The organism is Burkholderia sp. Tr-862 (assembly GCF_011753085.1).
Taxonomy (GTDB): domain Bacteria; phylum Pseudomonadota; class Gammaproteobacteria; order Burkholderiales; family Burkholderiaceae; genus Burkholderia; species Burkholderia ambifaria.
In genome coordinates this window covers 1-12,780 of sequence record NZ_VWWG01000178.1, presented here as the reverse complement: position 1 = coordinate 12,780, position 12,780 = coordinate 1, and the positions used below count along the sequence as shown (strand labels likewise).

The 12,780-nt window shown below is 68.0% G+C and carries 12 protein-coding genes, 1 tRNA gene and 1 pseudogene; 13 read left to right on the top strand and 1 reads right to left on the bottom strand.

Translation table 11 applies throughout. The annotated features are described in order from the left end of the window. The 13 genes and pseudogenes from F3J14_RS29590 to F3J14_RS29530 form a co-directional block, all read left to right on the top strand. Positions 1-224: pseudogene (locus F3J14_RS29590) on the top strand (methionyl-tRNA formyltransferase); the annotation flags it as partial. Positions 225-334: 110 nt separating this feature from the next. Beyond that, positions 335-976, top strand: a complete 642-nt coding sequence (locus tag F3J14_RS29585; RefSeq protein ID WP_166725954.1) for a LysE family translocator — start codon at positions 335-337, stop codon at positions 974-976. A 100-nt stretch (positions 977-1,076) separates the two neighbouring features. Continuing rightward, on the top strand, positions 1,077-1,934 hold the full coding sequence (htpX, locus tag F3J14_RS29580; protein WP_006750073.1) for a zinc metalloprotease HtpX: 858 nt from the start codon (positions 1,077-1,079) through the stop codon (positions 1,932-1,934). Between the two features lie 176 nt (positions 1,935-2,110). Beyond that, positions 2,111-3,499: a 16S rRNA (cytosine(967)-C(5))-methyltransferase RsmB gene (gene rsmB, locus F3J14_RS29575; RefSeq protein WP_166725953.1), complete on the top strand. Its 1,389-nt coding sequence runs from the start codon at positions 2,111-2,113 to the stop codon at positions 3,497-3,499. Continuing rightward, complete coding sequence (locus F3J14_RS29570) at positions 3,496-4,086, top strand: DUF4390 domain-containing protein (protein ID WP_166725952.1); 591 nt, start codon at positions 3,496-3,498, stop codon at positions 4,084-4,086. The genes rsmB and F3J14_RS29570 overlap by 4 nt, the downstream gene beginning before the upstream one ends. Beyond that, on the top strand, positions 4,076-6,490 hold the full coding sequence (gene esaS, locus F3J14_RS29565; RefSeq protein ID WP_166725951.1) for a sensor histidine kinase EsaS: 2,415 nt from the start codon (positions 4,076-4,078) through the stop codon (positions 6,488-6,490). Before F3J14_RS29570 ends, esaS begins: the two co-directional genes overlap by 11 nt. Continuing rightward, positions 6,491-7,192, top strand: coding sequence for a response regulator transcription factor EsaR (esaR, locus tag F3J14_RS29560; RefSeq protein WP_006759755.1), 702 nt, complete (start codon positions 6,491-6,493; stop codon positions 7,190-7,192). It begins immediately after the preceding gene. Between the two features lie 62 nt (positions 7,193-7,254). After that, positions 7,255-7,330, top strand: a tRNA-Phe gene (locus F3J14_RS29555). A 349-nt stretch (positions 7,331-7,679) separates the two neighbouring features. Next, positions 7,680-8,414, top strand: coding sequence for a 7-cyano-7-deazaguanine synthase QueC (gene queC / locus F3J14_RS29550; RefSeq protein ID WP_105834806.1), 735 nt, complete (start codon positions 7,680-7,682; stop codon positions 8,412-8,414). A gap of 74 nt (positions 8,415-8,488) precedes the next feature. Then, positions 8,489-9,121, top strand: a complete 633-nt coding sequence (queE, locus tag F3J14_RS29545) for a 7-carboxy-7-deazaguanine synthase (protein WP_006755430.1) — start codon at positions 8,489-8,491, stop codon at positions 9,119-9,121. 18 nt (positions 9,122-9,139) lie between these two features. Next, on the top strand, positions 9,140-9,592 hold the full coding sequence (queD, locus tag F3J14_RS29540) for a 6-carboxytetrahydropterin synthase QueD (protein WP_006755431.1): 453 nt from the start codon (positions 9,140-9,142) through the stop codon (positions 9,590-9,592). A gap of 236 nt (positions 9,593-9,828) precedes the next feature. Next, positions 9,829-10,614, top strand: coding sequence for an HpcH/HpaI aldolase/citrate lyase family protein (locus F3J14_RS29535; protein ID WP_126228736.1), 786 nt, complete (start codon positions 9,829-9,831; stop codon positions 10,612-10,614). After that, the gene (locus tag F3J14_RS29530) at positions 10,611-11,387 is read left to right on the top strand and encodes a tetratricopeptide repeat protein (RefSeq protein ID WP_166725950.1); all 777 of its coding nucleotides are present in this window, start codon (positions 10,611-10,613) and stop codon (positions 11,385-11,387) included. The genes F3J14_RS29535 and F3J14_RS29530 overlap by 4 nt, the downstream gene beginning before the upstream one ends. A gap of 100 nt (positions 11,388-11,487) precedes the next feature. Here the strand turns inward: F3J14_RS29530 and rodA are convergent, their stop codons facing one another. Further along, positions 11,488-12,636, bottom strand: a complete 1,149-nt coding sequence (rodA, locus tag F3J14_RS29525) for a rod shape-determining protein RodA (RefSeq protein WP_166725949.1) — start codon at positions 12,634-12,636, stop codon at positions 11,488-11,490. Positions 12,637-12,780 lie beyond the last annotated feature (144 nt).

The window sequence follows — 12,780 nt, the reverse complement described above, 5'->3', positions numbered from 1 at the left end:
CCATCAAGCTTTGGGCGGCCGAGCCCGTGGCGGCGCGCGGCGACGCGGCGCCCGGCACGATCGTCGACGCAGCGCCGGAAGGCGTGATCGTCGCGTGCGGCAGCGGCGCGCTGCGCGTCACGCAACTGCAGAAGCCGGGCGGCAAGCGGTTGCCCGCGCGCGAATTCCTGGCCGGCTCGCCGCTCGCCGCAGGCCAGCGCTTCGCGTTGCCCGACGGGGCCTGAGCGTCATTCGACCCGACCTGCCGGCTGCGCGCAATCGGCCGGACGGCCGAGTCGCACGGCGCGGCAGGCGCGCGTAGAATTTCCTTGCGCTGTTCGGTTTCGAGGTCTTCATGCTTGGCATCACCCATTTCGGCTTCTTCGTGTTCGCGGTGTTCCTGCTGAACATCACGCCCGGTCCCGACACGGCCTACATCGTCGGCCGCAGCGTCGCCCAGGGGCGCGGCGCGGGGCTGATGTCGGCGTTCGGCATTTCGGCCGGCTGCTGCGTTCACGCGCTCGCATGCGCATTCGGCCTGACCGCGCTGCTGGCGGCATCGGCAACCGCGTTCACGGTGATCAAGCTGGTCGGCGCCGCCTACCTGATCTACCTCGGCGTGCGGATGATCATCACGAAGCAGGCCGCTGAGCCGTCGGGCGCCGAAGCCGCGCAGGGCACGGCCGCAAAGCCGCTGCGCCAGCTGTTCATGCAGGGCTTCTGGACCAACGTGCTGAATCCGAAGGTCGTGCTGTTCTTCGTGTCGTTCTTCCCGCAGTTCGTGTCGGCCGACAGTCCGCACAAGGCTTGGGCATTCCTGACCCTCGGCGCGGTATTCGTCGCGATGAGCACGGTCTGGACCAGTCTGGTCGCCTGGGTCGCGGGTAGCGTCACGCAGCGCTTTTCCGGCAAGCCGGGCGTCAAGAAGTGGCTCGACCGTACGGTCGGCAGCGCTTTCGTCGGCCTGGGCCTTCGTCTTGCAACATCGCAGCGCTGAGATTGAATTTTTCGAACAAGACCTTATCTAACAAATCGCTTACAATTTTCCGCCGCGCTCTTTGATGCGCGACGGGTCCCCTGACGGATAAGGAGTGGGTATGTTCAATTGGGTCAAAACGGCGATGCTGATGGCCGGGATCACGGCCCTGTTCATCGTGATCGGCGGCATGATCGGCGGCACCCGCGGCATGACGATCGCGCTGCTGTTCGCGCTCGCCATGAATTTCTTCTCGTACTGGTTCTCCGACAAGATGGTGCTGCGCATGTACAACGCGCAGGAAGTCGACGAGAACACGGCGCCGCAGTTCTACCGGATGGTGCGCGAGCTCGCCACGCGCGCGAACCTGCCGATGCCGCGCGTCTACCTGATCAACGAGGACGCGCCGAACGCGTTCGCCACGGGCCGCAACCCGGAACACGCGGCGGTCGCAGCGACGACGGGCATCCTGCGCGTGCTGTCCGAGCGCGAGATGCGCGGCGTGATGGCGCACGAGCTCGCGCACGTGAAGCACCGCGACATCCTGATCTCGACGATCACCGCGACGATGGCGGGCGCAATTTCGGCGCTGGCCAACTTCGCGATGTTCTTCGGCGGCCGTGACGAAAACGGCCGTCCGGCCAACCCGATCGCGGGGATTGCGGTCGCGCTGCTCGCGCCGATTGCCGGCGCGCTGATCCAGATGGCGATCTCGCGGGCGCGCGAATTCGAGGCCGATCGCGGCGGCGCGCAGATCTCAGGCGATCCGCAGTCGCTCGCCACCGCGCTCGACAAGATCCATCGCTATGCGGCGGGCATCCCGTTCCAGGCGGCCGAAGCGCACCCGGCCACCGCGCAGATGATGATCATGAACCCGCTGCACGGCGGCGGCCTGCAGAACCTGTTCTCCACACACCCGGCGACCGAGGAGCGCATCGCGCGCCTGATGGAGATGGCGCGTACCGGCCGCTTCGACTAAGTCGCGTCGCAGTCCACACATCGCCCCGCACGCCTCGCGCTGCGGGGTGTTTCATTTGTGCTCCTATAAAGGGGCCGCATGGCCTCACGCTACAATGCGCGGTTTGGAATCGCGGCGGCCGCGCACGGCCGCAGGGTTCCCGCCGCTCGCGACGCCCGTTTGCCGATTTTGCCCCGATGACACAAACCCGTTCCTCCGCTCCGTCTTCCTCCGGCCGCCCTGCGCGCCTGTCCGCGCTGCGTCTCGCGCCCGATTCGCTGGGCTTCGCGCTCGACGCGGCCGCGCAGGCAGTCGATGCGGTGCGGCGCGGCACCGCGCTGCCGGCGGCACTGGCCGCGGTGTTCGCGCAGATGCCGGCCGGCACGCAGGCGTTGGCGCGTGGCGCGACGCAGGACGTCGCATACCGGACGATGCGTCGCCTCGGCAGCGCGGACTGGCTGATCGGCCGGCTCGTCAGCAAGGCGCCTCCTGCGCACGTGCAGGCAGTACTCGCCGGCGCGCTCGCGCTGCTGCTCGATCCGGAGGAGACGGCCGCGTATCCGGCGTTCACGATCGTCGACCAGGCCGTGACCGTGATCGGCGCGCGGCGCGAATTCGCGTTCGCGAAGGGGCTGGTGAACGCGGTGCTACGCCGTTTCCAGCGTGAGCGCGACGCGCTCGTCGCGGCGCTGCAGGACGATCCGGTCGCCCGCTGGAACTACCGTCCGTGGTGGATCGATGCGGTGAAGCGCGCGTGGCCGGACACATGGCAGGCGATCCTCGCGGCCGGCGAGCGCCAGGGGCCGCTGACGCTGCGCGTGAACGCGCGCCGCGCGAGCGTCGACGCGTATCTCGACACGCTGCGCGCGAACGGGATCGACGCGACCGCGATCGGCCGCCATGCGGTGCGGCTCGCATCGGCGCTGCCGGTCGATCGCATTCCGGGCTTCGCGGACGGCGTCGTGTCGGTGCAGGATGCCGGCGCGCAGCTCGCCGCCGAATGGCTCGGCGCGCGTGACGGCATGCGCGTGCTCGACGCATGCGCGGCACCGGGCGGCAAGACCGGCCATATCCTCGAGCTGGCTGGCGCGGAGGTCGTTGCGCTCGAAAGCGACGCGACCCGCGCGGCGCGCATCGGCGAGAACCTCGCGCGCCTGTCGCTCGCGGCGGACGTGCGCGTCGGCGATGCCGGCGCGCCGGATGCGTGGTACGACGGCCGGCCGTTCGACCGCATCCTCGCCGACGTGCCGTGCTCGGCGTCGGGCATCGTGCGCCGTCATCCCGACATCCGCTGGCTGCGCCGCGAAGCCGACATCGCGGCACTCGTCGCGGAACAACGCCGCATCCTGACGGCGTTGTGGCCGCTCGTGAAGCCGGGCGGCGAACTGCTCTACGTGACCTGTTCGATCTTTCCCGAGGAGGGCGAATTGCAGGCCCGCTGGTTTGAAGCGGCCTGTGAAGATGCGGTACGATTGGACGCGCCTGGCCAACTGCTGCCGGGCGGCGTGCATGCCGGAGCGGCCGGCGCACTCGACCAGAACACCGATCACGACGGATTTTTCTACGCGCGGTTTCAGAAACGGTGACGATCAAACACCTTTTTCCACTTCGGCTCGCGGCCGTCCTGCTGGTCGCATTGGCGCTGTGCCTGACTGTCGTTCGGCCGGCGCGCGCCGAGTCGATCGCCGTGCAGCGCGCCTCGCTGCAGGCTGACGGAAGCGGCTGGAGCCTCGATGCCCGCTTCGATTTCGAGCTGAACCCGAACCTCGAGGATGCCGTCAACAAGGGCATCCCGCTCTACTTCACGACCGACTTCGAACTGAGCCGCGCGCGCTGGTACTGGTTCGACGAGCAGCCGGTGTCGGTGTCGCAGACGATCCGCCTGTCGTTCCAGCCGCTCACGCGCGAGTACCGCGTGTCGACGGGCGGGCTGCAACTCGGCTTCCCGTCGCTGAGGGACGCGCTCGCGGTCGTCCGGCACATCACGTCGTGGCACGTGATCGATCGCAACCAAGTGCGGGCCGGCGAAACCTACATGGCCTCGGTGCGCATGCAGCTCGATACGGCGCTGATGCCGAAGCCGTTCCAGGTCGACGCGGTGAACAACCGCGACTGGACGCTCGGCTCGGACTGGAAGCGCTTCAACTTCACGGTGACCGAACGTGCTAAATAAAGTGCGCCGCGCGGCCAGCGGGAAGAGCCTCCTCGTTCGCGTCATCGTAGCGACCGTCGCGCTCACCGCGCTGCTGCTGCTCGTGCTGCTCGCGGCCGCGAGCGCGAACACCGAGTTCTTCGACCGCTACTACTCGTGGCTGTACGCGATGAACATCATCGTCGCGCTCGTGTTCCTGCTGGTGGTGCTCGGGCTGATCGGGATGATCGTCGTGCGCCTGCGGAAGGGCAAGTTCGGCACGCGGCTGCTCGCGAAGCTCGCGGTGTTTTTCGCGCTCGTCGGCGTGGTCCCGGGCGGGATCATCTACATCGTGTCGTACCAGTTCGTGTCGCGCAGCATCGAGTCGTGGTTCGACGTGAACGTCGAAACCGCGCTGACGGCCGGCCTGAACCTCGGCCGCGGGATGCTCGACGCGTCGCTGTCCGACCTGCAGACGAAGGCGCGCCTGATGTCCGACCAGCTCGCGAGCGTCGATGCGAACACCAACGGTACGACGCTCACGCTCTTGCGCCTGCGCGACCAGTTCGGCGTGCAGGACGCGACGATCGTCGAGCCGAGCCGCGGCGGCTCGGGTGCGGCGCCCGACCTGCACATCGTTGCGCAGGCATCGGGCAATTTCGCCGTGCTGGTTCCGGACGACCTGCCCACGCCGCTGATGCTGAGCCAGGCGCGCGAACATGGCGCGTACGCGGCGATCGAGGGCGAAGTCGATGGCGACCCGCGCGCGCACGGCGCGAAGGGCGCGTTGCGGCTACGCGTCGTGCGGCCGATTCCCGACGCGACGACGTCGCTGCTGCAGCCGGCGGAGCGGTTCCTGCAGCTCACGCAGCCAGTGCCGCCCACGCTCGCGCACAACGCCGACGCGGTGCAGCGCGCGTATCGCGAGTACCAGGAAAAAGCGCTGGGCCGTACCGGGCTGCGCAAGATGTACATCGGCACGCTGACGCTCGCGCTGTTCCTCGCGACCTTCATCGCGATGATGCTCGCGCTTGCGCTCGGCCAGCAGCTCGCGCGGCCGCTGTTCCTGCTCGCGCAGGGCACGAAGGAGATCACCGAAGGCGACTACACGCCGAAGCGCGAGATCAAGTCACGCGACGAGCTCGGCTTCCTCACGCAGTCGTTCAACGCGATGACGCGCCAGCTGTCCGAGGCGCGGCTCGCGGTCGAGAAGAACCGGATCGCGCTCGAGCATTCGAAGACGTATCTCGAGAGCATCCTCGCGAACCTGACCGCCGGCGTGTTCGTGCTCGACCGCCAGTTCCGGCTGACGACGGCCAACCGCGGCGCCGAGCGGATCTTCCGGCAGCCGTTCAGCGCGATGATCGGCACGGCGCTCGACCGGATCGACGTCGTGGCGGAATTCGGCGCGATGGTGCGCAAGGCATTCGCCGATCGAGAGGCGGCTTCCGACGGCGCCAGCGGCGATCGCGGCCACTGGCAGCAGCAGTTCGCGGTCGAAGTGCCGGGCGAAGCCGATCCGCTGACCTTGCTCGTGCGCGGCACGCGCCTCGTGTCGACGGTCGAGGGAGAGGCCGACGATCCGCAGACGTCCGGCTACGTCGTCGTGTTCGACGACATCTCCGACGTGATTTCCGCGCAGCGTTCGGTCGCATGGGGCGAGGTCGCGCGGCGGCTCGCGCACGAGATCAAGAACCCGCTGACGCCGATCCAGCTGTCGGCCGAGCGGCTGCAGATGAAGCTGTCCGACAAGCTCGCGCCGCCCGATGCGGACGTGCTCAAGCGCGGCGCGACGATGATCGTCAATCAGGTGGCCGCGATGAAGCGGATGGTCGACGACTTCCGCGAATATGCGCGCACGCCGCCGGCGGTGCTCGGCAACCTGCAGTTGAACGAACTGGCGAGCGAGGTGCTCGGGCTGTATGGTGTCGGCGAAGGCAAGAGCGCGATCGTCGCCGAACTTGCGCCGTCGCTGCCGGTGATTCGCGGCGACGCGACGCAACTGCGCCAGGTGATCCACAACCTGCTGCAGAATGCGCAGGATTCGGTCGCGGAAGTCGCGCATCCGCGTGTGTTGATCGAAACCAAGACAGTAGAATATGGCGATCCCGACGCCGAGGGCAAAACGCGCGTCGCGGTACGTCTTACCGTGTCCGACAACGGGCCCGGTTTTCCGGCACGCATCCTGACTCGTGCGTTCGAGCCTTACGTGACGACGAAGGCGAAGGGCACGGGGCTCGGATTGGCCATGGTCAAGAAAATCGTCGATGAGCACGGCGCGCGGATCGATCTGCGCAATCGCATGCACGGCGAGACCGTCGAGGGTGCGCAGGTGTCGATCCTGTTCCTGCAGATGGCGAGCGATACGCCAGGCGCCGAACCCGGCGCGCAGGTCGGGACGGCCCCCGCTAAGACAAAAGCAAGTGTGCAGACAAAGGCAGCGTAAATGGCAACCATCCTGGTGGTAGATGATGAAATGGGCATCCGGGAATTGCTCTCGGAAATCCTCAGCGATGAAGGACATGTCGTCGAGGCGGCGGAGAACGCGCAGGCCGCGCGGGAATACCGTCTGAATCAGGCGCCCGATCTCGTGCTGCTCGATATCTGGATGCCCGATACCGACGGCGTCACGTTGCTCAAGGAGTGGGCAGCGCAGGGCCTGTTGACGATGCCCGTGATCATGATGTCCGGGCACGCGACGATCGACACGGCCGTCGAGGCAACGAAGATCGGCGCGCTCGATTTCCTCGAGAAGCCGATCGCGCTGCAGAAGCTGCTGAAGTCGGTCGAGCACGGTCTCGTGCGCGGCGCGGCACCGGTGTCCGTCAACTCGGCGGCGAAGGCCGGCGCCGGCCAGGCTTCGGGCCCGGCGGCGGTCGCGTCCGCGGCCGCGCTGCCGACGCTCGGCGACGACATGGCCGCGGCCCTCGGCCTCGCGGGCCAGACGGCCGCGATTCCGTTCGACATCCCGTTGCGCGAAGCGCGCGACGCGTTCGAGCGCGCGTACTTCGAATATCACCTCGCGCGCGAGAACGGCAGCATGACGCGCGTCGCGGAGAAGACGGGCCTCGAGCGCACGCACCTGTATCGCAAGCTCAAGCAGCTGGGCGTCGAGCTCGGCAAGAAGCCGTCGGAAGGCGCCGCGTAAAATATTTTGCGAAAACTACTTGCGCAAAGTAAGAGGGCTGGATATACTTTCTCTTCTTCGTTGGCCCGGTAGCTCAGTTGGTAGAGCAGCGGATTGAAAATCCGCGTGTCGATGGTTCGATTCCGTCCCAGGCCACCAGCAGTTCCAACCCCAAGAATCGGAAGGTTCTTGGGGTTTTTCGTTTGTGGTGGGTTTGCGCGGCATCGGCGTGCGGCCGGCAGCATTCGCCGGAGCGTGATAAAATCCGTGCCCGCTCAATGACTTAGCGCATCGCTTCATGCGCACGGCAGGGCTGCCCGCAGGCGCCGCCGTGACGCGCGGCAACGATGCCGCGCGATGGGCGGTATAAGCGCTCCGCCGCGTTCGCGGACGACCGCGCTGCCTATACTGGTCGAGCCGGCGCAGGCCGGCACGTGTCGGGCCGCCCGGCGGCAGCCGGCCCCGGGGCGCAGCGCGACGCGAGCCTATACATTCACGGAGTATCACGGTGATTCGGACAGACGCTAAAGACGGCGCGCTCGTGCTGTTTTCCGGCGGGCAGGACTCGGCCACGTGCGTGGCCTGGGCCCTGGAACGCTACCAGACGGTCGAGACGCTCGGCTTCGATTACGGCCAGCGCCACCGCGTCGAACTCGAATGTCGCGAAGGCGTACGCGACGCGCTGAAGCATCAGTTTCCCGCCTGGGCCGGCCGCCTCGGCGACGATCACATGATCGACCTGTCGGTGCTCGGCGCGATCAGCGATACCGCGATGACGCGCACGATCGAGATCGAGACCACGGCGAATGGCTTGCCGAACACGTTCGTGCCGGGCCGCAACCTGCTGTTCATGACGATCGCGGCCGCGATCGCCTATCGCCGCGGGCTGCGCGTGCTGGTCGGCGGGATGTGCGAGACCGATTTCTCGGGCTACCCCGACTGCCGCGACGACACGATGAAGGCGCTGCAGGTCGCGCTGAATCTCGGGATGGACACGCGCATCGTGCTCGAGACGCCGCTGATGTGGCTCGACAAGGCGCAGACCTGGCAGCTCGCCGAACAGCTCGGCGGCGACGCGCTCGTCGAGCTGATCCGCGTCGAGACGCACACGTGCTACGTGGGCGAGCGCGCGGAACTGCACGACTGGGGCTTCGGCTGCGGCGAATGCCCGGCCTGCAAGCTGCGCAAGCGCGGCTACGAGGCCTACCTGAAGGGCGAGCGGGTGACCGAAGCGCCGCTGTGACGCGGTGCGCCGGCGGCGCTTGATGAATAACGGATTCTGATCGACAACGAGCGGCGCGAGCCGGACGAAGCACGATGACTTACGCGGTCAAGGAAATTTTCTACACGTTGCAGGGCGAGGGCGCGAACGCGGGCCGTCCCGCCGTGTTCTGCCGGTTCGCCGGCTGCAATCTGTGGTCGGGCCGCGAAGAGGATCGTGCGGAGGCCGTGTGCCGCTTCTGCGATACGGACTTCGTCGGCACCGACGGCGAGAACGGCGGCAAGTTCAAGGACGCCGAAGCGCTCGTCGCGACGATCGCCGGCCTGTGGCCGGACGGCGAAGCGCATCGCTTCGTCGTCTGCACGGGCGGCGAGCCGATGCTGCAACTCGACCAGCCGCTCGTCGACGCGCTGCACGCGGCGGGCTTCGAAATCGCGATCGAGACCAACGGCTCGCTGCCGGTGCTCGAGACGATCGACTGGATCTGCGTGAGCCCGAAGGCCGACGCGCCGCTCGTCGTCACGAAGGGCAACGAACTGAAGGTCGTGATCCCGCAGGACAACCAGCGGCTTGCCGACTACGCGAAGCTCGATTTCGAGTATTTTCTCGTGCAGCCGATGGACGGCCCGTCGCGCGATCTCAACACGAAGCTCGCGATCGACTGGTGCAAGCGGCATCCGCAGTGGCGGCTGTCGATGCAGACCCACAAATACCTGAACATTCCCTGAGCCACGGCCTTTGACATCGTGCTGATTACCCGAAAACTCGAATTCGACGCGGGCCACCGCATTCCCGATCACCGCAGCCAGTGCCGGAACCTGCACGGCCATCGCTACGTGCTCGAAGTCACGCTGCGCGGCGATCTCGTCGATACCGAGGGGGCGCCGGACCGCGGCATGGTGATGGATTTCGCCGACGTGAAGGCGCTCGCGGTCGAGCACCTCGTCAACAAGTGGGACCACGCGTTCCTGGTCTACGCGCGCGACGAAGTCGTGCGCTCGTTCCTCGAGCAGATGGCCGACCACAAGACGGTCGTGCTCGACCGGATCCCGACGGTCGAGAATCTCGCGGCGATCGCGTTCGACATCCTCGCGAACGTGTACGACGCGCACTACGGCGTGAACCTGCGGCTGGAGCGCGTGCGCCTGTACGAAACGCCGAACTGCTGGGCCGACGTCGAGCGCGATCCCGCCCGCTGACGCGGCATTGCCGGCCCGAGCATGCGCTCGGCCGCCGGCCGCCGGTCGCCCGCAGCCGGTCGCCCGCCATGCGGTGCCCGATCGGGCCCGCTTCGCCTGTCTCCCCACATTTCGCCCGACGGCGCGCTATGATCGTTGCGTGGCGCAGCCTGCGCGCCCGCGATCGGGCTGCTGCCGTCCGGCCGTCCCCCGTTGCCTGTTCCGTTCGATTGCCTGTCCGCCAGGAGGCCGTATCGATGAGCACGCTCACCAATTCCCTCAAACAACGTCTGCACGACGGCGACGAGCCGCTGTACGGCCTGTGGCTGTCGCTCGGCTGCGATTCGGCAGCGGAAGCGCTCGCGCACGCCGGCTACGACTGGCTCTGCATCGACATGGAGCACGCGCCGAACGACAGCCGGGACGTCGCGTCGCAACTGCGCGCGCTGGCCGCCGCGCACCTGCCGAGCGAGCCCGTCGTGCGGGTGCCGGGGCGCGAGCCGTGGCTCGTGAAGCGCGCGCTCGACGCCGGCGCGCGCACGCTGATGTTCCCGTGCATCGAGACGGCCGACGAGGCCGCGCACGCGGTGCGGCTCACGCGCTTCCCGTCGCCGGATTCCCCGGACGGGCTGCGGGGCGTGGCCGGCATGGTGCGCGCGGCGGCGTTCGGCATGCGCCGCGATTACCTGCAGACGGCGAACGCCCAGATTGCGGTGATCGTGCAGATCGAATCGGCGCGCGGCATCGACGAAGTCGAGCGGATCGCCGCGACGCCGGGCGTCGACTGCCTGTTTGTCGGCCCGGCCGATCTGGCGGCGAGCCTCGGACATCTCGGCGACAGCCGTCACCCGGATGTCGAGACCGCGATGGCGCGCGTGCTCGCGGCCGGCAAGCAAGCCGGCGTCGCGGTCGGGATCTTCGCGAGCGATACGGCCATCGCGCGCCAGTATCGCGAGGCCGGCTACCGGATGATCACGCTGTCGGCCGACGTGACCTGGCTGCTGCGCGCGACGCGGCAGGCGCTGCAGGAGGTTCGGTCATGAACGGCGGCGACGGCGCGGGGACGGGACGCGCGCGGCGCGCGACCGGTGCGCGCGGGCGGATCGGCGCGATGCTCGGGCTGTGGGTCGTGTGCGTCGCGGCGTCGGCGCAGAATGTGACGCACGCGAAACCGGACCCGGCACACGAGACGCAATCGGCGGTGGCCGCCTACAACGCCGGCGACTATCGCGCGGCGCTGGTGCAGTTCCACGACGCAGCCGAACGCGGCGACCGGCTCGCGCAGTTCAACTACGCGATGATGCTGCTCACCGGCGTCGGCGTGACCGCGAACGTCGACGAAGGGCTGCGCTGGCTGAAGCGGGCGGCCGACGCGAACATGTCGCATGCGCAATACGTGTACGGACGGATGTTCGACGACGGCGAATTCGTCGCGCGCAATCCGGCCGAAGCGCACCGCTGGTTCATGCGCGCGGCGAAGCAGGGACACGTGCAGGCCGCGCTGTCGCTGGCGAACCAGTTCCTCGACGGGCGCGGCACACCGCGCGACAACCGGCAGGCGTTCACGTGGTACAAGCAGGCAGCCGACGCGGGCGAGCCGACCGCGCAGTACGTGACCGCGTCGTTCTACGAGCGCGGCGGCGACGGCGTCACGCAGAACCTGAACATCGCGCGCGCGTACTACGCGGCCGCGGCCGCGCAGGGCGACGAGACGGCCGAGCTGAAATTCAAGGAGCTGAGCGCGCGACTGAAGACGCCGGAGCCGGCATCGGGCGCCGGTGCGGACCACGCGAGCCCGCGCGCGACGCCGCAGTGACGGCGGCCGGCTGAATTCGGCCTGCCCAACGAAAAACGGCGCCCGTGGGCGCCGTTTTCCTTTGCTGCGACTGCTTGCAGCCGTGTGCCACGCCGCAGTGTCAGCTCTTCATCAACCGCCGCTGTCGCCCGACGCTCATGATCATTCCGATCGCGACGCCGAGCGTCGCCAGCGCGGTGCCGCCATAGCTCATGAACGGCAACGGCACGCCGACGACGGGCAGCACGCCGCTCACCATCCCGATGTTGACGAACGCGTAGACGAAGAACGCGAGCGTGAGCGAGCCCGCGAGCAGCCGGCCGAACAGCGTCGCACCCTGCGCGGCGATGTAGAGCCCGCGCGCGATCAGCGCCATGTACAGCGTCAGCAGCACGAGGCCGCCGACGAGCCCCCATTCTTCCGAGAACACCGCGAAGATGAAGTCGGTGTGCTTCTCCGGAATGAATTCGAGGTGGGCCTGCGTGCCCTTCAGGTAGCCCTTGCCGAGTGCGCCGCCCGAGCCGATCGCGATCACGGCCTGGATCGTGTGGAAGCCCTTGCCGAGCGGGTCGGACGTCGGGTCGAGCAGCGTGCACACGCGGTGCTTCTGGTAGTCGTGCATCAGCGGCCACTGCACTTCGGGCTGGCAGATGCGCTCCTCGAACACGGCAATCGAGCCGACCGCGATCACGCCCGCGACGAGCACCGGCACGATCAGCTTGAACGACAGGCCGGCGAGGTAGATCACGAAGAGGCCCGCCGCGAACACGAGCAGGCCGGTGCCGAGGTCGGGCTGCTTCGCGATCAGGCCGACCGGCACGAGCAGGATTCCGAACGCGACGACGAAGTCGTACCAGCGCAGCCCGCCTTCGCGGCGCTGGTAGTACCACGCGAGCATCAGCGGTGTCGCGATCTTGAGGATTTCCGACGGCTGGATCACGACGCCGACGTTCAGCCAGCGCTTCGCGCCCTTCTTGGTCATCCCGAACAGCGCGACCGCGACCAGCAGCGCGACCCCGAACGTGTATAGCGGGACCGCGAAGCGCATCAGCGTCGTCGGCGGGATGTTCGCGATCACCCACATCAGCACGAACGTCAGCAGGATGTTGCGTAGCTGGTCCTCGACGCGGCCCGGCATGTCGATCGCCGCGCTATACAGCGTGACGATGCCGACGCACAGCAGCAGGAACACGATGAGGGCGAGCGGGCGGTCGAAACCCGCGAACATCTGCTTGATCTTGTCGAGCCAGGCGCGCTTGTCGAATTGCATGCCTTTCTCCGTTAATGAGCGGTGCCGGCGTTCACCGCTTTCGCGGTGGCCGAGGCACGGAAGTTGTCGTCGCGCGGCGCGGTGGCGACCGGCTGTGCGCCGCTCGCGGGCCGGTGCGGCCGGTGCGGGCGCCGGATCGGCGGC

Coding starts and splice junctions, on each gene's coding strand:
- esaR (WP_006759755.1), top strand. CDS start 6,491: ATGGCAACCATCCTGGTGGTAGATGATGAAATGGGCATCCGGGAATTG.
- queE (WP_006755430.1), top strand. CDS start 8,489: ATGACTTACGCGGTCAAGGAAATTTTCTACACGTTGCAGGGCGAGGGC.
- rsmB (WP_166725953.1), top strand. CDS start 2,111: ATGACACAAACCCGTTCCTCCGCTCCGTCTTCCTCCGGCCGCCCTGCG.
- rodA (WP_166725949.1), bottom strand. CDS start 12,636: ATGCAATTCGACAAGCGCGCCTGGCTCGACAAGATCAAGCAGATGTTC.
- F3J14_RS29585 (WP_166725954.1), top strand. CDS start 335: ATGCTTGGCATCACCCATTTCGGCTTCTTCGTGTTCGCGGTGTTCCTG.
- F3J14_RS29535 (WP_126228736.1), top strand. CDS start 9,829: ATGAGCACGCTCACCAATTCCCTCAAACAACGTCTGCACGACGGCGAC.
- F3J14_RS29530 (WP_166725950.1), top strand. CDS start 10,611: ATGAACGGCGGCGACGGCGCGGGGACGGGACGCGCGCGGCGCGCGACC.
- htpX (WP_006750073.1), top strand. CDS start 1,077: ATGTTCAATTGGGTCAAAACGGCGATGCTGATGGCCGGGATCACGGCC.